The organism is Amycolatopsis sp. lyj-23, assembly GCF_046549135.1.
Lineage (GTDB): Bacteria > Actinomycetota > Actinomycetes > Mycobacteriales > Pseudonocardiaceae > Amycolatopsis.
In genome coordinates this window covers 571,740-597,590 of sequence record NZ_JAJPWN010000005.1, presented here as the reverse complement: position 1 = coordinate 597,590, position 25,851 = coordinate 571,740, and the positions used below count along the sequence as shown (strand labels likewise).

General features: G+C 72.1%; 24 protein-coding genes and 1 pseudogene. 7 read left to right on the top strand and 18 right to left on the bottom strand.

Translation table 11 applies throughout. The features are described 5' to 3' along the window. The first annotated feature begins 24 nt into the window (after window positions 1-24). Window positions 25-291: an HPr family phosphocarrier protein gene (locus ACLJPY_RS15450; protein ID WP_043789650.1), complete on the top strand. Its 267-nt coding sequence runs from the start codon at window positions 25-27 to the stop codon at window positions 289-291. 76 nt (window positions 292-367) lie between these two features. Continuing rightward, on the top strand, window positions 368-1,183 hold the full coding sequence (locus tag ACLJPY_RS15445) for a serine hydrolase domain-containing protein (protein ID WP_410589073.1): 816 nt from the start codon (window positions 368-370) through the stop codon (window positions 1,181-1,183). A gap of 249 nt (window positions 1,184-1,432) precedes the next feature. On the opposite strand, the gene ACLJPY_RS15440 is transcribed toward ACLJPY_RS15445, so the two are convergent. Continuing rightward, window positions 1,433-2,365 carry a D-2-hydroxyacid dehydrogenase family protein gene (locus ACLJPY_RS15440; RefSeq protein WP_410589071.1) on the bottom strand — a complete coding sequence of 311 codons (933 nt, stop codon included), beginning with the start codon at window positions 2,363-2,365 and terminating at the stop codon, window positions 1,433-1,435. Window positions 2,366-2,477: 112 nt separating this feature from the next. Here ACLJPY_RS15440 and ACLJPY_RS15435 point away from each other — a divergent pair, with 112 nt between their 5' ends. Together ACLJPY_RS15435 and ACLJPY_RS15430 are read left to right on the top strand one after the other, a co-directional pair. Beyond that, window positions 2,478-2,891 (top strand): hypothetical protein, encoded by a 414-nt coding sequence (locus tag ACLJPY_RS15435; protein WP_410589070.1) that lies wholly within the window; start codon window positions 2,478-2,480, stop codon window positions 2,889-2,891. A 19-nt stretch (window positions 2,892-2,910) separates the two neighbouring features. Next, on the top strand, window positions 2,911-3,570 hold the full coding sequence (locus tag ACLJPY_RS15430; protein WP_410589068.1) for a TetR family transcriptional regulator: 660 nt from the start codon (window positions 2,911-2,913) through the stop codon (window positions 3,568-3,570). 6 nt (window positions 3,571-3,576) lie between these two features. Here ACLJPY_RS15430 and ACLJPY_RS15425 read toward each other — a convergent pair whose 3' ends face one another. The 8 genes and pseudogenes from ACLJPY_RS15425 to ACLJPY_RS15390 all read right to left on the bottom strand — a co-directional run bounded on the left by ACLJPY_RS15425 (window position 3,577) and on the right by ACLJPY_RS15390 (window position 11,633). Next, window positions 3,577-3,789, bottom strand: a complete 213-nt coding sequence (locus ACLJPY_RS15425) for a hypothetical protein (RefSeq protein ID WP_410589067.1) — start codon at window positions 3,787-3,789, stop codon at window positions 3,577-3,579. A 78-nt stretch (window positions 3,790-3,867) separates the two neighbouring features. Continuing rightward, window positions 3,868-4,431, bottom strand: a pseudogene (locus ACLJPY_RS15420) (GrpB family protein); the annotation flags it as partial. A 63-nt stretch (window positions 4,432-4,494) separates the two neighbouring features. Continuing rightward, window positions 4,495-5,322: a shikimate dehydrogenase gene (locus ACLJPY_RS15415; protein WP_410589224.1), complete on the bottom strand. Its 828-nt coding sequence runs from the start codon at window positions 5,320-5,322 to the stop codon at window positions 4,495-4,497. 16 nt (window positions 5,323-5,338) lie between these two features. Further along, window positions 5,339-7,720 carry an endolytic transglycosylase MltG gene (mltG, locus tag ACLJPY_RS15410; protein ID WP_410589065.1) on the bottom strand — a complete coding sequence of 794 codons (2,382 nt, stop codon included), beginning with the start codon at window positions 7,718-7,720 and terminating at the stop codon, window positions 5,339-5,341. Further along, complete coding sequence (gene ruvX / locus ACLJPY_RS15405) at window positions 7,717-8,178, bottom strand: Holliday junction resolvase RuvX (RefSeq protein WP_360267312.1); 462 nt, start codon at window positions 8,176-8,178, stop codon at window positions 7,717-7,719. The genes mltG and ruvX overlap by 4 nt, the downstream gene beginning before the upstream one ends. Window positions 8,179-8,209: 31 nt before the next feature. Continuing rightward, the gene (gene alaS, locus ACLJPY_RS15400; protein ID WP_410589063.1) at window positions 8,210-10,870 is read right to left on the bottom strand and encodes an alanine--tRNA ligase; all 2,661 of its coding nucleotides are present in this window, start codon (window positions 10,868-10,870) and stop codon (window positions 8,210-8,212) included. Between the two features lie 77 nt (window positions 10,871-10,947). Further along, window positions 10,948-11,250: a hypothetical protein gene (locus tag ACLJPY_RS15395; protein WP_410589062.1), complete on the bottom strand. Its 303-nt coding sequence runs from the start codon at window positions 11,248-11,250 to the stop codon at window positions 10,948-10,950. Then, a complete protein-coding gene (locus tag ACLJPY_RS15390; RefSeq protein WP_013224580.1) occupies window positions 11,247-11,633 on the bottom strand; it encodes a DUF948 domain-containing protein in 387 nt (128 codons plus the stop codon). Before ACLJPY_RS15390 ends, ACLJPY_RS15395 begins: the two co-directional genes overlap by 4 nt. 375 nt (window positions 11,634-12,008) lie before the next feature. Here ACLJPY_RS15390 and ACLJPY_RS15385 point away from each other — a divergent pair, with 375 nt between their 5' ends. Further along, window positions 12,009-12,248: a hypothetical protein gene (locus tag ACLJPY_RS15385; protein WP_410589060.1), complete on the top strand. Its 240-nt coding sequence runs from the start codon at window positions 12,009-12,011 to the stop codon at window positions 12,246-12,248. A 40-nt stretch (window positions 12,249-12,288) separates the two neighbouring features. Here the strand turns inward: ACLJPY_RS15385 and ACLJPY_RS15380 are convergent, their stop codons facing one another. The 3 genes from ACLJPY_RS15380 to ACLJPY_RS15370 form a co-directional block, all read right to left on the bottom strand. Beyond that, window positions 12,289-13,134 carry an NAD(P)-dependent oxidoreductase gene (locus tag ACLJPY_RS15380; protein WP_410589058.1) on the bottom strand — a complete coding sequence of 282 codons (846 nt, stop codon included), beginning with the start codon at window positions 13,132-13,134 and terminating at the stop codon, window positions 12,289-12,291. A 37-nt stretch (window positions 13,135-13,171) separates the two neighbouring features. Then, window positions 13,172-13,549 (bottom strand): VOC family protein, encoded by a 378-nt coding sequence (locus ACLJPY_RS15375; protein WP_410589056.1) that lies wholly within the window; start codon window positions 13,547-13,549, stop codon window positions 13,172-13,174. A 119-nt stretch (window positions 13,550-13,668) separates the two neighbouring features. Then, window positions 13,669-15,045: a replication-associated recombination protein A gene (locus ACLJPY_RS15370; protein WP_410589055.1), complete on the bottom strand. Its 1,377-nt coding sequence runs from the start codon at window positions 15,043-15,045 to the stop codon at window positions 13,669-13,671. Window positions 15,046-15,186: 141 nt separating this feature from the next. Here ACLJPY_RS15370 and ACLJPY_RS15365 point away from each other — a divergent pair, with 141 nt between their 5' ends. Both ACLJPY_RS15365 and ACLJPY_RS15360 read left to right on the top strand, forming a co-directional pair. Continuing rightward, window positions 15,187-15,882 (top strand): TetR/AcrR family transcriptional regulator, encoded by a 696-nt coding sequence (locus ACLJPY_RS15365; RefSeq protein ID WP_410589054.1) that lies wholly within the window; start codon window positions 15,187-15,189, stop codon window positions 15,880-15,882. A 30-nt stretch (window positions 15,883-15,912) separates the two neighbouring features. Next, window positions 15,913-17,121 carry a cytochrome P450 gene (locus tag ACLJPY_RS15360; RefSeq protein WP_410589053.1) on the top strand — a complete coding sequence of 403 codons (1,209 nt, stop codon included), beginning with the start codon at window positions 15,913-15,915 and terminating at the stop codon, window positions 17,119-17,121. Window positions 17,122-17,199: 78 nt separating this feature from the next. On the opposite strand, the gene ACLJPY_RS15355 is transcribed toward ACLJPY_RS15360, so the two are convergent. From ACLJPY_RS15355 to ACLJPY_RS15330, 6 genes are all read right to left on the bottom strand, one after another. Further along, entirely contained in the window at window positions 17,200-18,057 is an 858-nt protein-coding gene (locus ACLJPY_RS15355; RefSeq protein ID WP_410589051.1) for an SGNH/GDSL hydrolase family protein, read from the bottom strand. Window positions 18,058-18,446: 389 nt separating this feature from the next. Next, entirely contained in the window at window positions 18,447-19,628 is a 1,182-nt protein-coding gene (locus ACLJPY_RS15350) for a phosphotransferase (protein ID WP_410589049.1), read from the bottom strand. Window positions 19,629-19,707: 79 nt separating this feature from the next. Continuing rightward, window positions 19,708-20,655: a DUF389 domain-containing protein gene (locus tag ACLJPY_RS15345; protein ID WP_410589048.1), complete on the bottom strand. Its 948-nt coding sequence runs from the start codon at window positions 20,653-20,655 to the stop codon at window positions 19,708-19,710. Beyond that, on the bottom strand, window positions 20,655-22,430 hold the full coding sequence (gene aspS, locus ACLJPY_RS15340) for an aspartate--tRNA ligase (RefSeq protein WP_410589047.1): 1,776 nt from the start codon (window positions 22,428-22,430) through the stop codon (window positions 20,655-20,657). The genes ACLJPY_RS15345 and aspS overlap by 1 nt, the downstream gene beginning before the upstream one ends. Before the next feature lie 94 nt (window positions 22,431-22,524). Beyond that, entirely contained in the window at window positions 22,525-23,127 is a 603-nt protein-coding gene (gene merB / locus ACLJPY_RS15335; RefSeq protein ID WP_410589045.1) for an organomercurial lyase, read from the bottom strand. A 471-nt stretch (window positions 23,128-23,598) separates the two neighbouring features. Further along, on the bottom strand, window positions 23,599-25,488 hold the full coding sequence (locus tag ACLJPY_RS15330) for an intein-containing Rv2578c family radical SAM protein (RefSeq protein WP_410589044.1): 1,890 nt from the start codon (window positions 25,486-25,488) through the stop codon (window positions 23,599-23,601). Window positions 25,489-25,851 lie beyond the last annotated feature (363 nt).

Genomic DNA, 25,851 nt, shown 5'->3' with positions numbered 1-25,851 from the left:
ACAAGCACTGTGGAGAGGACGAACATGCCGGAGAAACGCGTCGCCGTGGCCAGCAAGGTGGGGCTGCACGCCCGGCCGGCCGCGCTGGTGGCGAAGGCGGCCGCGGCGCAGCCCGTCGCGGTGCAGATCGCCAAGGCCGGCGGGGACCCGGTGGCCGCCGGCAGCGTGCTCAACCTGATGACGCTGGCCGCCGGCTACGGCGACGAGGTCATCATCAGCGCCGAGGGCGAGGGTGCCGAGGAGGCCGTGGAAGCGGTCGCCCAGCTGGTCGCCACCGACCTCGACGCCTGAGGTCGCGAAACCCGCGAAGGCCCCCGCACCGGTCCCCGACACCGGTGCGGGGGCCTTCGTTTCGTAGGGTGGGCGCATGGAGAGCCTGCGCCTGATCGACGAGTGGCCGGTGGACAACGCCGCGACGGCCGTGGTGTCCGCCGACGGGACCGTCCGGGGCCGCCACGGCGACACCGCGCGGGCGTTCCGGCTGGCCTCGGTCACCAAGCCGCTGACCGCCTACGCCGCGCTGATCGCGGTCGAGGAGGGCGTCGTCGAGCTCGACACCCCGGCCGGCCCCGAAGGCTCGACCGTGCGGCACCTGCTGGCCCACACCTCCGGGCTGGCCTTCGACGCGCACAAGGCGATGGCCGCGCCGGGCACCCGGCGGCTGTACTCCAACGCCGGGTTCGAGCAGCTGGCCGACGCGCTGGCCGAGCACTCCGGCATCCCGTTCGCGCAGTACCAGGCCGAGGCGCTGTTCGGCCCGCTCGGCATGACTTCCACCAGCCTCGAAGGGTCGCCCGCGTCCGGTGCGGTGTCCACTGTGGACGACCTGGCCGCGTTCGCCGCCGAGCTGCAGGCCCCGAAGCTGCTGGACCCGGCCACCGTGGCCGAGGCGACGACGGTCGTGTTCCCCGGGCTGTCCGGCGTGCTGCCGGGCTTCGGCCACCAGAAGCCCAACGACTGGGGCCTCGGCTTCGAGCTCCGCGATCACAAGAGCCCGCACTGGACCGGCGCGAAGAGCTCGCCGCGGACGTTCGGCCACTTCGGCCAGTCGGGCACGTTCCTCTGGGTCGACCCGGCCGCGGGAGCGGCCTGCGTCGCGCTCACCGACCGCGCCTTCGGCCCCTGGGCCGCCGAAGTGTGGCCGTCCTACACCGACGCCGTCCTGGCGGAACTGGGCGCGTGAAGCGGGCTTTCCCGTTCCGCTGAACCGGCTGTGGGGGAAAAACCGGGCTCCCGCGCGGTTTCTCACTCACGGCCCGCCGTGGCGGGCCGTTCAGCCGAACGGACCGGCGAGCAGGGTCCAAAGACCCTGCCGCCGCACGGGCCCGGGTGGTGTCATCGAAAGGTGCAGGCCCGCCGCAGGGCCGGTGCGGGGACCTCGGGCCCCGGCGGGCCGCACGCCTTCTTCACCCTCGGCTTCACCGCCTGACCCTCACTCCATGACCCGGATCGGTTGCCCCGCCTGGTAAGCGGCGATGTCCTCGACCGCGTCGCCGTAGAAGATCTCGTAGACCTCGCGCGCGACGAACCCGATGTGCGGCGTCAGGACCGCGTTGTCGAGTGTCCTCAGCGGATGGTCGGCCGGCAGCGGCTCGGTGTCGTAGACGTCCAGCGCGGCCGCGCGGATTTCCTTGCGGCGCAACGCGTTCACCAGCGCCGCTTCGTCGACGATCGGGCCGCGCGAGGTGTTCACCAGCAGCGCCGACGGCTTCATCGCGGCGAGCTCGGCCGCCCCGACCAGGCCACGCGTGCGCTCGCTGAGCACCAGGTGGACGGACAACACGTCCGAGCGCGCGAACAGCTCGTCCTTGGTCACGGCGGTGACGCCGTGGGGGTCGGCCTTCTCCTGCGTCAGATTCTGGCTCCAGGCGATCGTCTCCATCCCGAAGGCCTGCCCGATCTTCGCCGCGCCCGCGCCGAGCCTGCCGAGGCCGAGCAGGCCGAGCGTCTTGCCGTGCAGCATGGTGCCGACGCCCGTCTGCCAGCCGCCTTCGCGCATGGACCGGAACTCCTGCGGCAGGTTCCGCGCCGCCGCGAGGATCAGCGCCCACGTGTGCTCGGCGGTCGGCTGCCCGAGGTAGCCGGTGGCGGACACGACGACGCCGTTGCGCCGGGCGGCCGCCACGTCGATGGCCGCGTTCCGCCGGCCCGTGCTGACCAGCAGCTTCAGGTCGGGGAGGGCGTCGAGCACCTCGGCCGGGAACCGGGTGCGCTCGCGCATCGCGACCACCGCTTCGAAACCCTGCAACTGCTTGACGACGTCGGCCAGCGGCTCGGTGAAGACCGTGATGTCGGCCTGCAGGGAGTCCCAGTCGCCGAAGGTGAGGGCGACGTTCTGGTAGTCGTCGAGGATCGCTATCCGCATGGACGTCACCGTATCCGGGCCGTGGCGCCCCCGCGGCGTGACACCGCTCTCTTGAACGTGTTCAAAAACTCGGCTACGGTCCTCTTGAACACGTTCAAAACTGGAGGGACCCATGGACCCGATCGTCCTCGCCTACGCGCTCTACCTGCTGCTCAGCATCCCGCTGACCGTGCTCGTCGCCCGGACGCTGAGCAAGCACGGCCGCACCTTCCTGACCGAGGTCTTCGCCGACAGCCCCGGCTTGGCCAACGCTGTCAACCAGCTCCTGGTCGTCGGCTTCTACCTGGTCAGCCTCGGCTTCGTGACGCTCTTCCTGACCAGCAACAGCCACGTCGTCACCGCCCGCGAGGTGTTCGAGATGCTGTCGGTCAAGATCGGCACGGTGGCGCTCGTCCTCGGCGTCATGCACCTGTTCAACGTCCTGGTCTTCAACGGCATCCGGCGCCGCCACCTGGCCCCGAAGCCGCTGCCGGTGCCCGTCGGCTACCCGGGCGTGCCGCAGGCCCCGCCCTTCCCGCAGCCCTGACGGCGCTAACGTGCACCGCGTGGCCAAGAGCGAAGAAACGCGGTCCCTGATCGTCGCGACCGCGATGCGGCTGTTCGCCGAGCACGGCTACGACCGCACGACGATGCGCGCGATCGCCGCCGAGGCGGGCGTCTCGGTCGGGAACGCCTACTACTACTTCTCGTCGAAGGAACAGCTGGTTCAGGGCTTCTACGACGAGATGGCCGGGCAGCACCTGGCGGCGGCCCGGCGGCTGCTGGCGGGCGAAACCGGCTTCGCGGCCCGCCTCAAGGCCGTGCTGCTGTGCTGGCTCGACGTCGCCGAGCCCTACCACCGCTTCGGCACGCAGTTCTTCGTCAACGCGGCCGACCCGGAGTCGCCGCTGAGCCCGTTCAGCGACGACTCCTCGGCCGCCCGCGAGGCGTCGATCGGCCTCATGCGCGAGGTCGTCGACGGCTCCGACGTGAAGCTCGACCCCGAACTGCGCGCGCAGCTGCCGGAGCTGCTCTGGCTCTACCAGATGGGCGTGGTGCTGTTCTGGGTCCACGACCGCTCGGCCGGCACGAAACGCAGCCGGCTGCTGGTCGAGCGCAGCGTCCCGCTGCTGGCCCGGCTGGCCGCGCTCTCCCGGCTGCGGGTGTTCCGCCCGGTCAGCCGGGAGATCGCCGGCCTGATCCAGGACCTGGCCAAAAGGGACTGACGCCGGTCAGTCCCGGCGGGAAACCACCTCGGTGGCACCCTTCTTGCTGAACGCGGCCCACAGGTTGAATCCGATGACGGCCACCCCGGCGAGCAGCCACAGCCAGATGAACCCGCCGGACTTGTGCCCGTTGACCAATCCGAAGATGAGGATGGCCACGCCGAAGAGGGCACCGAACACCGCCACCGGTTTCGACGGCTTCACGTTGTAAGAAGACATTCACCCACCCCTGTTCAGTGAAAGTCGGGACTATGGGGTGAATGCCCGGAATCACCCGGCTCCAAACCCGTCCCGCTCGGCCCGGGCGCGGCCGAGGATCGCCTCGACCACCTCCGTCTTCGCGTCGGCGTAGTTCTGGATGTACTTCCACGTCCGCGCGGCCAGTTCACGCTTCTTCGCCGCGTACAGCTCCCGCTCCTCCGGGTGTGAGCGCAAGCGGTCGCGGAAGAGGCGGTAGCGCGGGGTCTGGCCGTTCCCCGGCGAATAGACGTGCAGGTTGATGTTCGTGTCCGGGCCCTTGAAACAGCGGTGCTTCTCCCAGTCCGGCTCCCGGATGGTGAGCCGGTAGCCCGCCGCTTCCAGGTCCGGGACGTAGGCGTCTTCGTCGTCGGAGTCCGGTACCTCGAGGAGGATGTCGACGATCGGCTTGGCGCACAGGCCCGGCACCGAAGTGGAGCCGACGTGCTCCAGCACGAGCACCCGCTCCCCCAGCACGCCCCGGATCCGCTCGGCTTCCCGCTCGAAAAGCGCGGGCCACTGCGGGTCGTAGTCGGCGAGCGTCACGGTCGAGTTGTGCTGCGGCGCTTCGCCGACCCACGCCGCTTGGACTTCTTCGTCGCTCAATGCGTCTTGACCGGTCATTCCGGTGAACTCCCTTCTTTTGGGCAGTCCACCAGGATATCGAAGTCCGGCAACGGGTTTTTTTCAGTCGATCGGCAGGGGCAGCAGGTTCCCGGTCGCTTCGCGCAGCGCGTCGCGCATCGCCGCCCGCGGGGCCGGGCGGCCCGTGAAGTGCTCGGCCTGGCCGAACGCCTGGTGCAGCAGCATGTCCAGGCCCGTCGCCAGCCGGCCGCCGCGCGCCGCCACGGCTTCGGCCAGCGGTGTCGGCCACGGGTGGTAGATGACGTCGAGGACGTGCGCGACCGCCGCGAGCTCGCCCGCGTGCGGGCCGGCCGCGTCCGGCGGGACCGTGTTCACCAGCACCGCCGCGGACGCCAGGGCCGCGAAATCCGTGTCCGCCCACCGAAGGACGTCGACGTCGAGCGCGGCCCGTTTCGCCGCGTCCAGGGTCTCGCCGGCCCGGGCCGGTTCGCGCACGACCAGCCGCACCTCCCGCACGCCGAGGGCGGCGAGCCCGACGACCGCCGCCGCCGCGGTGCCGCCCGCGCCCAGCACCACCGCGGTGTCCCCGGGGGACGGCTCGTAGCCGCCCGCGGCCCGCAGCGCGCCGGTGACGCCCTCGACGTCGGTGCAGTCCGCGAGCCAGCCCCGCGGGGTGCGGACCAGCGTGTTGGCCGCGCCGACGGCGGCCGCCCGCGGCGTCACCTCGTCCGCGTGGTCCAGCGCCGCGCGCTTGCCCGGCATGGTGACCGAAAACCCGGCCCACTCCGGGCCGAGGCCGTCGAGGAAGCCGGGGAGCTCGTCGGCGTCCGTCTCGATCCGCTCGTACGTCCAGCCGGTCAGGCCGAGCGCGGTGAAGGCGGCGCCGTGCAGCACCGGGGACAGCGAGTGCGCCACCGGCTTGCCCAGCACGGCGGCCTTGCGCGGCTCAGAAGACGCCACGTTGCTGAGCCAGCTTGACGTTGGCCTTGTGCTCGTCGAACGAAACCGCGAAGCAGGACAGGCCGTTCTTCTCGCACTTGACGAAGTACAACCAGTCGCCGTCCGGCGGCTTCACCGCCGCCTTGATCGCGTCCGGGCTCGGCACCGCGATCGGCGTCGGGGGGAGGCCGGTGTTCCGGTAGGTGTTGTACGCCCCGGCCCGGTCTCGGTCGCTGTCGTTGGTCGCCAGCGTCGGCCGGTCCAGCACGTAGTTGACCGTGGAGTCCATCTGCAGCCGCATGGCGGGGGTGGCCTTCAGCCGGTTGTAGATGACCCGCGAGAGCTTGGGGAAGTCGGCCTTCACCGCCTCGCGCTCGATGATCGACGCGATGATCAGCGTCTGGTACGGGGTCATGCCCGGACCGGTCGACTGCGGGCCCAGCCCGGCGTTCTGGATCGCCTCGGCCGAGGTGTGCACCAGCTGCCCGAGGATCTCCTGCGCGGTGGACCCCGGCTTGACGTCGTAGACGCCGGGCGCGATCAGGCCCTCCAGCCTGCGGTCCTTGCGGTCGGCCTTGTTCGCGGGCTCGATCGCCCAGTCCGGCACGCCGAGCTGCTTGAGGTCCGCGGTGTCCACGACCTTGCGCAGGTCGTCGGCCGAGACGCAGGTGCTCTTGCCGTTGAGCTGCGCGCACGACGCCTTCGCCATCAGGCTGTACACGCCGGGCGTGACCTTGCCGTCGGGCTGGGTGATGTCGTCGAACTGCGTGTACGGCCGGATTTCCAGCTGGCCGACGCGGGACGCCGCGTCGGTGATCCGGTCGACCGCGCTGGCCCCGGACATGTGCGACTTCATCACGTAGAAGCCGTGCTGGACCCGGGCGAGCTTCGCGTTGCCCTCGCCGGCCTTCACGAACGCCTTGCTGCTGGCGACGATGCCCGCGGTGGTGAGCTTCTGGCCGATCGCCGACGTCGTGTCGCCGTCGTCGACCTGGAACACGACGTCGTCGGTGCCCGCGCCGTCGAAGTCGTCGTAACCGAAGAACTTGTTGAAGCCGTACCAGGCACCGCCCGCCAGCAGGGCGATCACCGCGATCGCGGCGACCCAGCCCAGGGCGCGCTTGCCCTTCTTCCGCGGCTTCTCCGGCTCTTCGTCGTAGTCGTCGTACTCCTCGTCGTACTCGGACTCGTCGTAGCCCTCGTACTCGCCGTACTCGTCGTAGTCCGCGTACTCGTCGTCCTCGGCGAAGAGCTCGGGCTCCTCTTCCGGCGCGCGCGGCGGTTCGGCCGGAGGCAGTGGCGCCAGCGCGGGCATGACGTCGGTGACCGGCTCCTCGCGCACCGGCGGGGCCGGCGGACGGCGGCGGGACTCGGCGCCGGGTTCGGGCACGCCGACGGAACGGTCCCCCGGCTGGGCGGACCGCCGGGGCTCGCGACGGGGGTCGGCGTCGGGCTCGGGAGCCGCCCGTCGCCGTCGCGGATCGGCCGCGTCGGGAGCAGGCCGGCGACGCGCGCCTTCGGCGGATTCGGGGGCCGCGGCTCGGCGGGCGGGTGGCTCGGCGTCGGGTTCGCCGCGGCCGCGGCGGGGCGCCGGTTCGATCCGCTCGGGTGCGGCGCGCCGGGGCAGCCTGTCCTCGGCTTCGTCGGGATCCGGAGCCGCACGCCGCCTGCCCGGCCGGACGTCGGATTCGTCGGGGTCCGGAGCCGCACGCCGCCTGCCCGGCCGGACGTCGGATTCGTCGGGGTCCGGAACCGCGCGACGCCGATCCTCGGCCCGGTCGGGATCCGCAGCCGCCCGCCGTCGACCCGCTCGGGCCTCGGCTTCCTCCGAGTCGGGAACCGCACGACGCCGACCCGGCCGCGCCTCGGCTTCCTCCGGATCCGTAGCCGCACGCCGTCGGCCGGGCCGGACGTCGGCTTCCTCCGGGTCCGGAACCGCGCGACGCCGGTCCTCGGCGTCGTCGGGGGCCGCGCGGCGCCGGCGCGGGGCCGGCTGGTCGATTTCCGAGCCCTCGTCGAGGCCGTGGCGAGCGCGGGCCGCGCGGGCCGGGGCGGCTCGCCGCTCCTGCGGGTCGAGGTCGGCGTCGGCCGGCGGCAGGGTGCCCGGCGGCTCGAGGCGGCGACGGCCGGGCGGTGTGCCGCGGCGCGGGTCGTAGCCCGGCGGATCCTCCCGGCGGGCCCGGCGGGAGGGCTGGGGCAGGTCGTACTCGCCGCTGGGTGCCTGGCCGCGGCGCGGCGGCAGCTCGTGCTGCCCGCTCGGCGTGCGGCGCGGCTCCGCGGCCCGCGGGTCACGCGGGTCGATGCGGCGCGGCGCGGGCCGGGACGGCGGGGTGGCCTCGTCCGGTTCGCGCAGGCGTCGCCGCCCGCGCTCGGGTGGCTGCTCGTTCATCGGTCTCCCTCCCGGGCGCGGTGCGCAGCGACGGCGTCGATCCAGGCCTGCAAGATCTCCACGGCGGCGGCCTGGTCGACCACCGCGCGCTGCTTGCGGCCCTTGACCCCGCGCTGGGAGAGGATGCGGGATGCGGTGACCGTGGTCAGCCGCTCGTCGCCCAGCCGGACCGGCACGGGCGCTATCCGCCCGGCCAGACGCTCAGAATACGCGATGGCCAGCTCGGCCGCCGGGCCCTGGCGGTTGGCCAGCGTTCTCGGCAGGCCCACGATCACCTCGACCACCTCGTGCTCGGTGACGAGGGCGGCCAGCTGGTCCAGATCACTGTCGTCGGTCGCATCGCGGGAGAGGGTAACCAATGGCGACGCCAGCACCGGGGCCGGATCGCTCAGCGCCACGCCGACCCGGACGGATCCGACATCCACGCCTAGCCGGCGGCCCCGGCCCGGATCGCCCACACCGGGACGGTCCGGGCCGCGGTTTCCGCGGTTAACCAATGCCGGCAATCGCCGAGCGGAGAGCGGTGACCGCGTCGGCCGCGCCGGCCGGGTTCGTGCCACCGCCCTGGGCCATGTCGGGCTTGCCGCCGCCCCGGCCGCCGATCTTCTCGGCGAACGACGGCACGAGCTTGCCCGCGGCGATGCCCTTCTCCTGGGCCGCCTTGGTCGTCGCGACGACGAAGCTCAGCTTCTCCCCGGCCGGCGAGAACAGGGCCACCACGCCGGGCCGCGCGCCGAGCCGGCCGCGGATGTCGGAGGCGAGCGCGCGCAGGCCGTTGCCGTCGACGTCCGGGACGACCTCGGCCACGACCGTGACGCCGCCGATCTCCTGCGCCTTGTCGACCAGGGCGCCCGCCGAGCCCAGCACCTGCTGGGTCTTCAGCTGCGCGATTTCCTTCTCGGCGTTCTTCAGCCGGGTCAGTACGTCGTCGATGCGGCCCGGCAGCTGGTCCGACGGCACCTTGAAGGTGTTCGCCAGCTGCGAGACCAGCAGCTGCTCCTTGCGGACGTACTTGAGCGCGTCCGTGCCGACCAGCGCCTCGACGCGGTGCACGCCCGAGCCGATGGAGGCGTCGGAGACCAGCTTGACCAGGCCGAGCTGGCCGATCCGGTCGACGTGCGTGCCACCGCAGAGCTCGCGGGAGTAGTCGCCCATGTCGACCACGCGGACGTCGTTGCCGTACTTCTCGCCGAACAGCGCGACCGCGCCGAGCTCGAGGGCCTTGTCCTTGGTCGTGGTGTAGCTCTGCACCTCGACGTTGGTCTGGAGGTAGTCGTTGACCTCCTCCTCGACCTCGGTCAGCACGTCGGACGACACCGAGCCGGGGGTGGTGAAGTCGAACCGCATCCGGCCCGGGGAGTTCAGCGAACCCGCCTGCGCCGCGCGCTTGCCGTACGCGCCGCGGACGGCCGCGTGCACCAGGTGCGTCGCGGAGTGCGAGCGCTCGATCGAGAGCCGGCGGTGCGTGTCCACCGAGCCGGTGACCTTGGAGTCCAGGCCGATCTCGCCGTCGACGACCTCGACGCGGTGCACGTACAGGCCCGGCACGATCTTCTGGACGTCCAGCACCTTCAGCTCGACGCCGTCGCCGAGCAGCACGCCGGTGTCGGCGACCTGGCCACCGCTCTCGGCGTAGAACGGCGTCCGGTCCAGGACCAGCTCCGCCTTCTTGCCCGCCGAGACGCTGCGGACCGGCTGCCCGTCTTCGAGCAGCGCGACGACCTTGGCCTCGGCCTGCAGGTCGGTGTAGCCGAGGAACTCGGTCTCGCCGTGCTGCTCCAGGACCTTGCGGTACTCGGACAGGTCGCCGTGGCCGGTCTTGCGGGCCGCCGCGTCCGCCTTCGCGCGGGTCCGCTGCTCGTTCATGAGCGTGCGGAAGCCCTCTTCGTCGACGGTCAGGCCCTGCTCGGCCGCCATTTCGAGGGTGAGGTCGATCGGGAAGCCGTAGGTGTCGTGCAGCTGGAACGCCTTGTCGCCGGCCAGCACGTCCCCGCCGCCGCGCTTGGTCTCCTCGGCCGCGAGGTCGAAGATGCGCGAACCGGAGGTGAGGGTCGAGAGGAAGGCCTCCTCCTCGATCCGGACGACCTCGTTGATGCGGTCGAAGCCGGAGACGAGCTCGGGGTAGGTCGGGCCCATCGTGTCGCGCACGACCGCCGCGAACGCCTGCAGCACCGGCTCGTGCACGCCCAGCAGGCGCGAAGAGCGGATGATGCGGCGCAGCAGGCGGCGCAGCACGTAGCCGCGGCCGTCGTTGCCCGGGGTGACGCCGTCGCCGATCAGCATGACGCCGGTGCGGGCGTGGTCGGCGATGACGCGGAAGCGGACGTCGTCGGCGTGGTTGCTGCCGTAGCGGCGGCCGGAGAACTCCTCCGCGCGGCCGATGACCGGGCGCACGAGGTCGGTCTCGTAGACGTTCTCGACGCCCTGCAGGATCGTCGCGACGCGCTCGACGCCCATGCCGGTGTCGATGTTCTTCTTCGGCAGCTCGCCGATCGGCGGGTGGCCCAGCTTGGGGCTCTGCTCGCCGCGGACGTCCTGCATGAAGACGAGGTTCCAGATCTCGATGTAGCGGTCCTCGTCGGCGACCGGGCCGCCCTCGCGGCCGTACGCCGGGCCGCGGTCGTAGTAGATCTCCGAGCACGGGCCGCCGGGACCGGGCACGCCCATGTCCCAGTAGTTGTCCTTGCCGTCGCGGGCCTGGATGCGCTCGCCGGGCAGGCCGGTGAGCTTGCGCCACAGGCCGGCCGCTTCGGAGTCGTCGTTGTAGACCGTCGCCCAGATGCGGTCCGGGTCCAGACCGAAGCCGCCTTCGCTCTGGGGCTTGGTGATCAGCTCCCAGGCCGCCTCGATGGCGCCTTCCTTGAAGTAGTCGCCGAAGGAGAAGTTGCCGGCCATCTGGAAGAACGTGTTGTGCCGGGTGGTCTTGCCGACCTCGTCGATGTCCGGCGTGCGCACGCACTTCTGCACGGAGGTCGCGCGCGGGTACGGCGGCGGCGCCTCACCGAGGAAGTACGGCTTGAACTGCACCATGCCGGCGTTGACGAACAGCAGGTTCGGGTCGTCGAGGATCAGCGGCGCGCTCGGCACGCGCGTGTGGCCGCGGCCTTCGAAATGGCGCAGGAAACGGTCGGTGATTTCGTGTGTGTCCACGGGTCAGTCCTTGTGCTGGTGGTGCAGAACGGGGTCGGCGGCTTGGCTCCGGCGAAGGGGTTCCGGGCAGGCCCGGATCAGCCCTCCGCCCGGCGAGCTCGCCGGACCGGGCGCCGGGAGGCCGCGTGGCGCCCCTCGGCGCGGGGCGCGGTCACGCCCGCCCGCTCCTCGACCATGTCGTGCAACTCCTGCTCCCGCTCGTTCATGCCCGCGCGCACCTCGGCGCCGAACGAACCCACGGCGCCCGCCAGCTCGCGCACGGCGTCCCCCAGGTTCGATGCTAACCCGGCGGGAGTGGCCTGACGAGCGGTTTCGGCGGCCTTGCGGGAGAGCACGACACCGGTGACGACACCGACGCCGAGCCAGAACAGCCGCTTCATTTCCCGGCCTTCCTGGCGGCCTTCAGTGCGCTCTTCTTCTTGCGCGCCTTGATCGCCTTGGACAGCCCGTAGGACAGCGCCGCGGTCTTGACCAGCGGGCCGCCCAGGGTCGCGGTGAACACGGACGCCAGCGCGGAGACGTTGCCGGTGACCGCCTGCGCGTTCGCGGTGATCCCGTCGACCCGCTCGAGCTGGGTGTTGACGTGCGTGATCGTCTCGTTCGCGCCGATCAGCAGCGGGTCGGTGTTGCTGTTGGTGCGCTCGATCGCCTCGGTGGCCGCGTCCAGCGTCTTGCCGAGCTTGATCAGCGGGATCGCCAGCAGGACGACCAGCACCACGAATGCTCCTGCGGCGATCAACGCGGCGATCTGCCCTGCCGACACGGGCCCTCCTCGGTTCAGGGGTCGGGATGCCGCCTGAGGTTACCGCCTGGCCGGGTTCCCGACCGTGTCACCCCGCCGCGCCCGGAAAACCCGGCGATCCGGACCGCGCGGCGGCGGCGGACGGGGTGCCCGCCGCCTTCCGCCGAGGCGGCGTCCGCGGACCGTCCGCGGCGAAACCGTCGGCCTCACCAGGGGCACAACCTGGGGAGCCGGACGAACAAGAAGCTGGCGGGCTCGGCCGTCGTCGGCGCGGCGGTCCTGGCGATCGTGGTGGCGCTGTTCGCGGGCGGCGGTGACGACGCGCCCGCGGCGATCTCCTGCTGGAGACCGACCGGCTGCCGCTCGAGCAGGAGGACCCGGTGAGCGGCCTGCGCCGTGGCCAAGGCCGCCGGCCACGGTGGCTCGGTCGTCGGGCACCCGGCGGTCGTCGACTACGACGCCGAGTGGGACTACACCGAAACCCGCGACGGGAGCCCGCGCCGGGTCACCGTGATCGGCCTCGGCGTCGGCGACCGCCTGATCACGATCCGGTTCGCGGCGCCGCTCGCCGAATCCGACCGCAACCGGGGCGTCCGCGGACCGTCCGCGGCGAAAACTGTCGGTGCCCGCCGGTAGAGTGGAAAACGGGGGGCGCCCCGGCGACCGGCGTCGGTTTTCAGCCCTCCTTGAGCACCGCGCGGTACAGCGCGGCCATGTCTTCGTCCCCGTGCCCGGCCTCGACCGCCGCCTCCAGGTGGGCCAGGGCCGCCTTCGCCCCCGCCACGTCGACGTCTTCACCTGCGGCTTCCACCACCAGGCGGGCGTCCTTCGCCGCCAGGCCCGCCGGGAACGACGGCGGGAACTCGCCCGACAGCATCGCGCCGCCCTTCGCGTGCGCGTAGCCGACGTCCAGGCCGCCGCCCTTGATCGTCTCCAGGAACAGCTGCGGGTCCAGGCCCAGGGCGCGGGCCAGGCCCAGGCTCTCCGCCGTCGCGTTCGTCAGGGCCAGCACCCACGCGTTCATCACCAGCTTCAGCCGGCTGCCGCGGCCGGCCGGCCCCAGCCAGACGGTGCGCATGCCGACCGCGTCGAACACCGGCGTCGCCGCCGGCCGGGACTCCTCCGGGCCCGAGCCCAGCACCAGCAACTGGGCCTGTTCCGCGGGCTGGCGCGTGCCGAGCACCGGCGCGTCGACGAACACCACCCCCGCTTTTTCGGCCATGGCGGCGAGGCGGTCGGTCCACTCGAGACCGACCGTGCTCATCTGCAGCCACAACGTCCCCGAAGCAGGCGAAGCGGCCTCGAAGGCCGAAGCAACCGCGGGGCCGTCGGCGAGCATCGTCACCAGCGTGTCCGCGCCCTCGGCCGCGGCGGACGGCGAATCGGCGACCGCGGCGACGTCGGACAAGGGCTCGGCCTTGGCCCGGGTCCGGTTCCAGACCCGGACGTCGAGGCCCGCCTTGGCGATGTTGGCCGCCATCGGGGCGCCCATGATCCCGGTTCCGAGAAACGCGACAGTCATCCCGCCATCGTGGACCAGGCCCGCCGTGGCCGCGCGCTCAGTAGTCGCCCAGCAGGCAGAACGGGTGGCCCGCCGGATCGGCGTAGACGCGCCAGCCCCGGCCGCCGAGGTCGGGGTCGAGCAGCCGGCCGCCGTGCGCGAGGACGGCGTGGTGCGACTCCCGGAGGTCGTCGACCTCGAAGTCGAGGTGGAACTGCTGCGGGAAGGTCGGGTCGGGCCAGCTCGGCGGCCGGTGGTCCGGTGCCCGCTGGAAACCCAGGACCATGCCGTTCACGTGCAGCGTCGACCAGTCCTCGTCCACGCGCCACCGGGGGTCGGGGCGATCGACCTCGCCGCCGAGCAGAGCCTGGTAGAAGCGGGCGAGCACCAGCGGTTGCGGACAGTCCAGGACGATGCACTGCAGCGTCGCGGGCACGGGCACGCCTCCTGCCGTCGTGGGGCCCTCCCCGGTCCGGGCCACCTGGAAGGGGGAAGTTTACGAACCCCGATGATCTTGCCCACCCCGGCCCGCAACTCCGCGAACGGCGTCCGGCGTCACTGCCCGCGGATCGTCCGCCGCAGCTTGGGGACGCGCTCGGCGAGCGTCCGCTCGGCTCCGCGCTGGCTGGGCTCGTAGTAGTCCCGGCCGACCAGTTCGTCCGGCGGGTACTGCTGCGCCAGCACGCCCTCCGGCACGTCGTGCGGGTACCGGTAGCCCTGCGCGTTGCCCAGCTTCTTCGCGCCCGCGTAGTGCCCGTCCCGCAGGTGCGGCGGCACCGTGCCGGCCAGGCCCGCGCGGACGTCCGCCAGCGCCGCGTCGATGCCCTTGACCACCGCGTTCGACTTCGGCGCCGTCGCCAGGTGCACGGTCGCCTGCGCGAGCGCCAGCCTGCCCTCCGGCATGCCGATGAACTGGACCGCGTGCGCGGCCGCGACCGCCGCCTGCAGCGCCGTCGGGTCGGCCATCCCGATGTCCTCGCTGGCGTGCACGACCAGCCGCCGGGCGAGGAACCGCGGGTCTTCGCCGGCTTCGATCATCCGGGCCAGGTAGTGCAGCGCGGCGTCCACATCGGACCCGCGGATCGACTTGATGAACGCGCTGATCACGTCGTAGTGCTGGTCGCCGTCGCGGTCGTAGCGCACCGCGGCCTTGTCCACAGTGGACTCGACGGTGGCCAGGTCGATCGTCTTCGCCTCGGTGGCCGACGCCGCGTCCGCCGCCGCCTCCAGCGCGGTGAGCGCGCGCCGCGCGTCCCCGCCCGCGAGCCGGACCAGATGGGCCCGCGCGTCCTCGGTCAGCGTCAGCTCGCCGCCCAGGCCGCGCTCGTCGGCCAGCGCGCGTTCGATCAGCTCCGTGATGTCCGCGTCGGTCAGCGGCCGCAGCTGCAGCACCAGCGACCGCGACAGCAGCGGGGACACGACGGAGAACGACGGGTTCTCGGTGGTCGCCGCGACCAGCAGCACCGTGCGGTCCTCGACCGCGCCGAGCAGCGCGTCCTGCTGGGTCTTGGAGAACCGGTGCACCTCGTCGATGAACAGCACGGTGTTCTCGGCGTTGTACTGGCGCCGCCGCCGCGCCTCCTCGATGACGCCGCGCACTTCCTTGACGCCCGCCGAGAGCGCGGACATCGCGACGAACCGGCGCCCGGTCGCGATCGAAACCAGGTTGGCCAGCGTCGTCTTGCCCGTGCCGGGCGGCCCGTAGAGCAGCACCGACGCCGGCGCGGCCCCTTCGACCAGCCGCCGCAGCGGGGCGCCTTCGCGCAGCAGGTGCTGCTGGCCGACGACCTCGTCGAGCGACCGCGGCCGCATCCGCACGGCCAGCGGCGAACTCGCCGGGTCGGCCTGCGGTTCCACGCCCGCGTTCGCCCCCGTGCGCTCCGGCGGCGGCGCGATGTCGGCGTTCACGGTGAAGAGCTCGTCCTGTGCCACACCGATGACGTTAACCGACCCCACCGACAGAACCGCTTGCCCCGGTCCCCACCTCGGCGCTACCGTCGGAGTGACCGGTTGACCGGAATGGCAATCTCGGTCAACCGGTCAAACGCTCAACGAACCCGCAGGTGGAGCCGCATGAGCCATCCCAACCGCGAACGCGCCGACCGGATCCTGGACGCGGCGGGCGAGCTGCTGCTGCGCATGGGGTACCGGAAGGTCGCCGTGGACGACATCGCCCGCGCGGTCGGCATCGGCAAGGGCACGGTCTACCTGCACTGGCGCAACAAGGAACTGCTGTTCAAGGCGCTGCTGATGCGCGAGTCGGCCGATCTGACCGACGAGCTGCTGGCCTCGATCACGGCCGACCCGGCGATGATCCTGCCTCACCGGATGATCCCGGGGTCGTTCCTGATCACCCACCGCCGTCCGCTCGTGATGGCGATGCTGCGCGGCAACGCCGAAATGTTCGGCGCGCTCGGCGACCTCGACCTGCACAAGAAGCAGGACGAGCTGCGCGTGCACTTCGAGGGGGCGATGCTGCGGCACGGGCTGATCCGCTCGGACGTACCGCACCTGAGCTACGCGCTCAGCGCCTCGACCCTCGGCTTCTACCTCGGCGACACGCTTTCGGGCGAATTCGAGGGCATTCCCCTCGACGAGAAGGCGAAGGTGCTCGCCCACGTCATCCGCACCGCGTTCGAGCCGCCCGGCGAGCCCGATCCCGCGGCGGTGGCGGAGGTGGCGGCGGAACTGAGCTCGGCGCTCGAGGAGCTCGTCTCGAGCTACCGGAAGGGGATCTACGCACACGATCCCACCACGGCCTCCGGCTGAGCCGGGGCCACACCGGGGAAAGGGGCGGAAATGACCACCACACTCGCCGACACCTGGGGACTCCACGAGGCCCAGTTCTGGCTGCGGGGGAAACAACCGGAGAAGCGGGTCGAGTTCGCCGCGGAACTGGGGATGTGGAACGTCTACGGGCACCCGGAGATCGAAGCGATCCTCCGCGACCCGGGCACGTTCTCGTCCGACACCACGCGGCTCGTGCCGAAAGACCTGATGCCCGACCCCGGCTACGACATGTCGACGGGCAGCATCCTGCAGCTGGACCCGCCGCTGCACAACAAGATGCGCAAGCTCGTCAGCCGCGCGTTCACGCCGAAGGTGGTGGCGGACCTCGAACCGAGGATCGCGGCGATCACCCGCGAGCTGCTCGACACCGTCCCGGCCGGCGACCGGCTGGAGCTGGTGGCCGACCTGGCCTACCCGCTGCCGGTGATCGTGATCGCCGAGCTGCTCGGGGTGCCCCCGGGCGACCGGCACCTGTTCAAGGGCTGGGTGGACCAGATGTTCGAGTCGTCCGACCAGGTCTCGCTGGTGAAGAAGGACGAAAAGCAGGACGCGGCGATCCGGAAGTCGATGGAGGGCCAGCGGGCGCTCGCCGACTACCTGGGCGTGCACGTCGACGAGCGGCGGAAGAAGCCGCGCGAAGACCTGCTGACGAAACTGGTCGAAGCCGAACTGGACGGCGAACGGCTGTCCCGCTCGGAGGTCGTCAACTTCGCGAACATCCTGCTGCTGGCCGGCCACATCACCACCACGATGCTCCTCGGCAACACGGTGCTGTGCCTCGACGCGCACCCGGGCTGGGACCGGCGGGTGCGCGCGGACCGCTCGCTCGTGCCGCCGGCGATCGAGGAGTCGCTGCGGTACCTCACCCCGTTCGCGGCGGTGGCCCGCACGACCGTGCGGGAGGCGGAGGTCGGCGGGGTGACCGTGCCCGCGGACCAGATGCTGCTGCTGTGGGTGTCGGCGGCCAACCGGGACGAGCGGGTGTTCCGCGACCCGGCGACGTTCGACCCGCTGCGCGAGGAGAACCCGCACCTGGCGTTCGGCCGCGGGATCCACTTCTGCATCGGCGCGCCGCTCGCGCGGCTGGAAGGCCGGGTGGCGCTGGACATCCTGTTCGACCGCCGGCCGGTGCTGCGCACCATCCCGGGTGAGCCGCCGAAGTTCCAGGTCAACCCGAACATGACCGGGGTGCGGGAACTGCCGCTGACGACGGGGTAGGCCGGTGGCGCCCCGGGCGGAAACCCTCGCCCGGGGCGCCCGGCTTGCCCGGTGCAGGTGGCACCCGGTTGCGGCTGTTCAGCGGGTGCGGAACGACTTCCACATGATGACGGCGGCGTAGGGCAGGAACTCGCGGCCGCGGCGCCAGAGCCACGGGATTCCCTTGAGCACCAGCCAGCCCACGTGCCCGGTGGCGCTCGGCTCGACCCCGCCACTGCAGGTGAGGCTCACCGGTTCGGGCACGGCGAACCCGGCGTCGGCGAGCAGCGCGGTGAAGCCGCTCGCGAGCATGCGGTGGCCCAGTTCGGAGGGGTGCAGCCGGTCGACGCTCCAGGAGGTCAGGTCGTAGGCGCCGGGCAGCCGGGCGAGATCGAGGCAGGCCACGCCTTCGCGGGCGACGACTTCGTCGATGGCGGCGTTGAGTTCGGCGACGCGGGCGCTGAGGGCGCGCTTGAGCGACGCCGGGAGGCGGAAGACCTTGCTGTGGTCGTGGAACCGCACGGGCAGCACGGTGGTACCGGCGTCCTTGAGCCGCCGGATGACTTCGGTGAGATCGGCGGCGATGCGGGCGGCGTCGAAGTCCGGCCGCAGCGTGTCGTTCATGCCGGCGACCAGCAGGGCGACATCGGGCCGGTGCGCAAGCGCGGCGGGCACCTGCTGGGTGAGCACGCACCGCATCCGCGCACCGGCGAAGGAGGGATTGAGGTAGCCACCGGCTTCGACCCCGAGCGCGGCGGCGACCAGCGGGCCGACACCCCGCCAGCCACCCCGCCGCGGCAGCGGATCCCCGAGCCCGACGGCGGTGGAGTCACCGAGCACAACGAGGCGGCGGGCAGCCAGCGGCGGAACGACGGCCAGCTGCGCGGGCCGCCGCGGGCCGGGCTCGGGAAGTTCGGGAGTGACATCGACGCTCATCACGGTCACGGTGACGACCATCGGCCACGCAGGCTCACAGGCGGTGAGGTCGAGGTAACGCGATCACGACACCGGGCCTAATTCTTGACACCCACCTCACAGCTGGTGGCTTTTGGGCGCGCCGGATCTGGGCGCCCAGCCGACTCCGGCAGAACATCCGGGAGCCAACATACCTTCCGGGAAGCCCGGCAGAACGCATCCGGGGGCCGACCACCTTCCGGGAAACCCCGGCAGAACGCATCCGCAGGCCGACCACCTTCCGGCCAGACCCCCCTGCCGACCCGATACGCAGCCGAATCAGCGGCCGCCAGGTCGTGTCAAGGCACGCTTTCCCGCCTTGACACGACCTGGCGGCCGCTGAACAATCCGGCGTTCGGGCCGGCGGGAACCCCGGCAGAGATCAACCCGCTTCAGCGAAAAGCCGGGTAGAAAGCCAGGTCGGCATGCGGCCCCAGCCGCGCCGCCAAAGCCGCCGCCACCCGGGCCGCGAACTCCGACACCGCCGCCATCCGGACATACCCCGCGTGCCTCGCCAAATCCCGCCACCAAGTCACGAACGCTGCCTCCCGGCTCACCGGGGGTGCATGGCGGGACAGGTTCAACGAGCCCATCTCTTCGCCCGTGATCAGCCAGACCCGCAGCAGCTCGCTCGACGTCAGGTGCCCGGCGAGGACCTCGTCGTCGGCGAAGGCCGGCCACACCCCGACCACCTCGGCGCGCCAAGCCGCGATCATCGCTTCGCTCATGCCCGCCGGGAGGGCGAGCGCGTCCGGCCAGCCCGCGAACGGCAGCCGCAGGTGGGCCGCGTCGACCAGGGCCGAGCGGACGCAGCCGTTTTCGAAGTCCAGGAACCGCACCCCCTGGCCCGTCACCAGGTTGTTGTCCGGGCTCAGCTCGACCGGGCTGAACGCGCGGAAGCCCGCCGCGCGGGACTGGTCGAGGGCCGCCGTCACCTGGGCGCGCACTTCGTCCGGTACCGGGATGCCCAGGCGCTTGCGGATCAGCGGTGGCACCCGCCCGCACAGCTCATCGACGTCGTCGGAGTCGCCCTTCGCCGGGCCGCCGAGGCGCCGCAGCAGGGCGTTGAAGTCCGCCTCGCGGCCGGCCGTGCTCGCGTGCAGGCGGCCCAGCGAACGGGCCCAGGACAGCAGTGCGCGCTCGGCCGCGCGGGAGTCCCGGGCGTAGAGCTTGTCCTCCAGCGTCGGCGTGCGGCCGAGGTCCTCCAGCACCAGCACGCGGTCGCGGCCGTCGTGGGCCACCAGCTCCGGGCACATCCGCTCGTCCGCGGCCAGCGCCGTGAACAGCTGGTAGCTGACCGCCTCCTGGGCGAACGGGTCGGCGCCGGACTCCGGGCGGTCCGGGTAGTGCTTGATGACGAGCGTGCGCGGCAACGCGAACGACGACACCACCCGCGCGCGGACCACCGTGGCCGGCCCGCTCCCCGCCAGGTCCTCCGGGGCGACCAGGGTGATCGCGCTGCCGAACCGGCGTGAGAGAACGGACTCGCCCGCCGCGACGGCCGCGGCGATGGCGAGCTGCTCGGCTCCTGCCCCGACTCCAGCGTCGCCGGCGGAGGAGGTGTCGACTGTCATTGTCACCGACCCTACTCGTGACTGAGCAACCATGACTACTGACATCCGGACAAAAAAGGGCATCCCACCCGAAGACGAGTCACCCGCGTGAAAGCGGACGCGTTCCCACCCGTGAACGTTGCCCATTCCGGCGCACGATCAACACAATGGCCGCAGCTGCAACGATTCCGAGAAGGTTGACCAGCAGCTGGCCGACGGACTGGAGACACCGGCTCCACTCCCCCGCCACGGCCGCGACGACCGCGTACCCCGCGGCCGGCACCGTGGTCACGGAGATGAACACGCCCACCAGGGCGGCCGACTTCGACGACGTCATGGCGAGCATCCCCGCGGCGCCGGCGAGCATCGCCACGACCAGCGACGGCGCCCCGACGGAGAACACGAAGTCGACTTCGTTGTGCTGCTGCAGCTCGAACGCCTTCTCGCCGAAGACGTCCGTCGCGCGGACGAGCAGCGCGCCGCCGAGCGTGACCAGCATGGCCAGCGGGAAGCCGGCACCGAGGGCGGCCGCGGCCTGCCGGATCAGCTGCCCGTGCCGCAGCACCAGGCCGACCGCGAGCGCGGCCAGCGGTCCGAACTCCGGCCCGACGACCATCGCGCCGACGATCGTCACCGACGAGTCGGTGAGCACACCGACCGCGGCGAGCAGGCAGGCGATGGTGAGGAACGCCAGGAAAGTCGCGTTCAGCCGCGACTCCTCGCCCGTGCGGCTCAGCAGCTCCTGCCAGACGACGGCGTCGGCCGCTTCGCCCGGCGCCGCCTCTTCCGCCCGATCGGCGGAGTCGGACAGCGCGGTGTCGAGCGCTTCGAGCGTGATGCCGCCGGTGTGGTCGAGGTCGAGCCGGCACAGGGCGTCGATGATCTCGTCCGCCGCCTCGCGCGCGATGTCGGCCTCGACCAGGTCACCGGCGGGCTCCACGGCGGCGCCGCGGTGCACGACCAGGTGCGCGGTGCCGGCGTGGGCCCGCAGGACGTCGAGCGCTTCGGCGGTCTTGTCCGGCGGGCACACGGCCCTGAGGTGCAGCACTAGTTCTGCGGCGGCGCGGCCGGTTTCGCGTCGATCCCGGCCTCCTTGCGCTGCTGCGCGGTGATCGGCGCCGGCGCCGCGGTCAGCGGGTCGTAGCCGCCGCCGGTCTTCGGGAACGCGATCACGTCACGCAGCGAGTCGGCCTTGGCCAGCAGCATGACGATGCGGTCCCAGCCGAACGCGATGCCGCCGTGCGGCGGCGGGCCGAAGGCGAAGGCGTCGAGCAGGAAGCCGAACTTCTCCTGCGCCTCCTCGTCGCCGAGGCCCATCAGGTTGAAGACGCGCTTCTGGACGTCACCGCGGTGGATACGGATCGAGCCGCCGCCGATCTCGTTGCCGTTGCAGACGATGTCGTAGGCGTAGGCCAGGGCGTTGCCCGGGTCCTGCTCGAACTTGTCGATCCACTCCGGGGTCGGCGAGGTGAACGCGTGGTGCACCGCGGTCCACTTGCCGGAGCCGACGGCGACGTCGTCGCCGATGTCCTCGACCGGCGCGAACAGCGGCGCGTCGACGACCCACACGAACGACCAGGCGTTCTCGTCGATCAGGCCGAGCCGCTTGCCGATTTCGTCGCGCGCGGCGCCCAGCAGCGGCTGCGTGCTCGACGCCTTGCCCGCGGAGAAGAAGATGCAGTCGCCCGGCTTCGCGCCCGCCGCGGCGGCGACGTTCTCGCGCTCGTGCTCGGACAGGTTCTTCGCGACCGGGCCGCCGAGCGTGCCGTCCTCGTTCACGAGGATGTACGCGAGACCCTTCGCGCCGCGCTGCTTGGCCCATTCCTGCCACGCGTCGAGCTGGCGGCGCGGCTGGTCGGCGCCGCCGGCCATGACGACCGCCCCGACGTACGGCGCTTGGAACACGCGGAACGGCGTGTCGGCGAAGAACTCCGTCATGTCGGTGATCTCGAGGTCGAAGCGCAGGTCGGGCTTGTCCGAGCCGTACTTCGCCATCGCCTCGTGGTAGGTGATCCGCGGGATGGGCCGCGGGATCTCGTGCCCGATCAGCTTCCACAGCGCGGAGACGATCTGCTCGCCGATGTCGATGACGTCGTCCTGCTCGACGAAGCTCATCTCGATGTCGAGCTGGGTGAACTCGGGCTGCCGGTCGGCGCGGAAGTCTTCGTCGCGGTAGCAGCGGGCGATCTGGTAGTACCGCTCCATGCCGCCGACCATGAGCAGCTGCTTGAACAGCTGTGGCGACTGCGGCAGCGCGTACCAGGAGCCGGGCTTGAGCCGGGCGGGCACCAGGAAGTCGCGCGCGCCTTCGGGGGTCGAGCGGGTCATCGTCGGGGTCTCGATCTCGACGAAGTCCTGGGCGTGCAGCACCTCGCGCGCGGCGCGGCTGACCTCGCTGCGCAGCCGCAGGGCCGCGGCCGGGCCGCTGCGGCGCAGGTCGAGGTAGCGGTGCTTGAGCCGGACCTCTTCGCCGACGTCGACGCGGTCGTCGATCGGGAACGGCAGCGGCGCGGACTCCGACAGCACCTCGAGCTCGGTCGCGAGGACCTCGATCTCGCCGGTGGGGATCTCGGCGTTCGCGTTGCCTTCGGGCCGCTTCGCGACCTCGCCGACGATCTTGACGCAGAACTCCGACCGCAGCGCGTGCGCGCGCTCGGCCATCTCACCTTCGCGGAAGACGACCTGGGCGACACCGCTGGCGTCGCGGAGGTCGATGAAGATGACGCCGCCGTGATCGCGCCGCCGGGCCACCCATCCGGTGAGGGTGACGGTCTGTCCGGCCTGTCCGGCACGCAGGGTGCCGGCTTGGTGGGTGCGGAGCACTGCGACTGCTCTCCTTCGGAAGGGGTGGTTCGTGCCTGCAAAGGCTAACGAACTACCCAGCTTACGACGTCGGCAGGCTTGGCTTGCGCGGCGGTCAGAGGACGTACTTGGGCCGGGCCTCGAGCGCCGAGACCAGGCGGTGGGCCTGGGCCAGGTAGGCCGCGACCTGGTAGATGCGTCCACCCGGGTTGGCGACCAGCCAGCTCGCGGCCGCGGAGGCGGAGGCGAAGAACGGCTGCCCCGCGCAGGCCACCGGTTCGACCCCGTCGAGCCCGAACCCGAGGTCGACCGCCGCGACCACCGCCGCCGGCGGGTCGACCAGGAGGATGCCCCGCGGCACCAGCTCGATGTGGATGGGCGTCCCGGTGACCGGGCAGACGGCCGCGGCGTGCACGCGCTCGCCGGTCGCGATGGCCAGCAGGAACATGTCGACCGTGCCGTCCGGGCCCGCCCCGAGGGTGCCTTCGGCGGGTTGGAGGCGGTGGTGGGCACCGCGGGGTGCCGGGCCGGTCGAGACGAGGTCGCGGTGCAGCGTGAACCCGATCAGCTCGACCAGCCGCCGGGCCTCGGCCGCGGTGACGCCAACGGTCGCGGCCAGCCTGTCGACGCCGACCGGGTGCCGGCCGGCCCGCGTCAGCTTGAGGGCGGCCCAGGCGAGCCGGGCGGCCGCGACGCGGTCGGTCTGCGAGGTCGTCACCGTCCGGCTCCTTCCGCCGATCCCTTCGACGTTAGGCGCCGGTGCGGCGGGACGACAACGACACGATCGGACATTTTGCTGCAAACCGAAGACTCGGGGCTCCGAACACCCCGAACGGCCCAGCGGGTCACCCGGGTGATCCACATCGGACCGTCAGCGGCCGGTGCGGCTGCTCCGCGGGGCCTGCGGTCCAGACCTCGCCGCCGCGGCCGCGGCCCCGCCGCCCGGTTCGGCGGGCTGCCTGCGGAAGGCTCGCAGGCAGGGCCTCAAAGCAGGCGCAACTGCTCCGCCGGAGCGGCCGCCACCGCGGGCAGCTCCGGCCACCGCGCCTCGAACCCCGACTTGCGGTCCAAACCATGCCGCCGCAGCAACGGCCGACCCGCACCCCGGTACGCGCGTCCGCGCCCTGGCCGCCAACGGCCCCGCCGCCCGGTTCGGCGGGCTGCCTGCGGAGGGCTCACAGGCAGCGCCTCAAAGCAGCCGCAACTGCTCCGCCGGAGCCGCCGCCACCGCGGGCAGCTCCGGTCCGCGCGCGTCGAACGCCGACTTGCGGTCCAAACCATGCCGCCGCAGCAGCGGCCCGACGCGCTCCGCGAGCCCCTCGCGGTAGGCCTTCCGGACATAGCTCCCACGCGCGTACAGCTCCCGGTACCGCGGCACGAGTTCCGGGTGCGTGCCCGCCAGCCAGCGGCCGAACCACTCCCGGGCGCCGGGCCGCAGGTGCAGCGCGAACGCCGTGACGCTCGTGGCGCCGACGTCGGCGAGCCGGGCGAACAGCGCGTCCAGTGCCTCTTCGGAATCGGTCAGCCACGGCAGCACCGGCGCCACCAGCACCGAGCACGGCAGGCCGGCTTCGCGGGCCTTGCGGACCAGCTCCAGCCGCGCCCGCGGGCTCGGGGTGCCGGGCTCGAGGCGGTGTTGCAGCTCCTCGTCGAGCAGGGCGATCGACACCGCGAGCCCCACCGGCACGTCCCGGGCGACGTCCTTGAGCAGCGGCAGGTCCCGCGCGAGGACCGTACCCTTGGTCAGCACCGAAAGGGGTGTTCCGGAGCGGGCCAGCGCCGTGATGATGCCGGGCATCAGCCGGTAGCGGCCCTCGGCGCGCTGGTAGGGGTCGGTGTTGGTGCCCATCGCCACGTGCTCGCGCTGCCACGACGGCTTCTTCAGCTGCGCCGCCAGCACCTGCGGGGCGTTGATCTTGACGACCACCTGGGTGTCGAAGTCGCGGCCGGCGTCGAAGTCGAGGTAGGTGTGGGTGTTCCGGGCGAAGCAGTTGTGCGACACCATGCCGTCGGCCACGAAGTCGCCGGTGCCGGTGGTGATGTCGAACAGCGGCAGTTGCAGGCCGAGCGGCTCGATCGCCTCCACGCGGCGGCGGCTCCCGCCGATCACCGCGCCTTCCAGCGACCGCTTCCACGTCACGGCCGGATTGCTCACGTGCAGGAACCGCAGCACTTCGCCGACGCCGCCGAGGAGCCGGACCTCCTGGCGCGTCGGGAACTTCGGCACCTCGTCCAGCTGGTGGGCGAAGCCGAAGCGGGCGAGCGCGGCGGTGAAGGCGTCGGCGATCTCCGGTTCGTCGTGCGCCACCGCGAGGACGCCGCGGCCGTAGTCGCCGGCGATGTCGAAGACGCCGGCGAGGAACCCGCGCTGCCAGTGGGCGTCCGGCTCCGCCGGTACCTTGAGAAAACCGACCGACGCCCCGAAGTCCGGCAGGTACCCCAGCGCCCGCGCGGCGGCGTCCGGCTCCGCGGCGAACCCGCCGGAGCGCAGCATCCCGCAGAGGTAGCCGGCCCGGTAGCCGAGCGTCTCGTCGGGCGTGGGGGCGAACCGGCCGACGCCGATCAGCTCGGTGCCGGGCTCCAGGTGCGGCCGCTGCGCGGCACCGAACTTGCTGCCGGTGACGTGCTTCCACCCCTTGCTCGTGAGGAACCGGTGGTCCCCGCCGGCGACGAGCCGGGTGCCGTCTTCGAGGGTGACCCGGTAGGCGGCGCGCAGGGTGGTCCAGTGCGCTTCGACGCGGGTCGGCACCAGCCGCCGGGAGGCGCCGTAGCCGCGGGTGCCGTAGATGGCGTCGCCGACCTTCAGGTCGGACAACGCCTTCGTCCGGCCGTCGGCCATCAGGATCCGGGTGCCGCCTTCGAGGCAGTAGGTGCAGGCGTGCGAGCAGCCGCGGTAGGGGTTGACCGTCCAGCCGAAGGGCACACCGGAGCCGGCGGGCACCTTGTTCAGCACCGACCGGGCGTGCACCTCGTGAAAGGTGACGCCGTCGAATTCCGGTGACCGCACCGATCGCACCAGGCCCTCGAGCCCGGGCAGTGCCGGTTCACCCTCCCCTGTCCGCTGCCGATCCCATCGCACGGCGCCAGTCGAACATATGTTCTAGACGAGTGTCAAACCGGTTCGGGGCAGGTGGATCACGTGGTGCTGGTGGTGTTGGTGGGACTCCCGTGACGTCCCGTACTGGATGATCACCACGGGCGAGGGTGACGGCATCGACGCTCCGGCCCCGGAGTAACTGAGGATCAACCACCGGGGAGGCCCTTCATCCCGATCGCCCATTGTGACTACGGCCGGTGGTACCGCGTCAAGGCGGGAAAGCGTGCCTTGACCCGGCACCACCGGCCGTGTTGGGGCTTCGGATCGGGATGCAGGGCGGGGTCTGGCTGCCGGTCCCCTTCCGCGGGCATCGCTCCGGCTGGGCCGACCGGGTGGCGTTCCGGC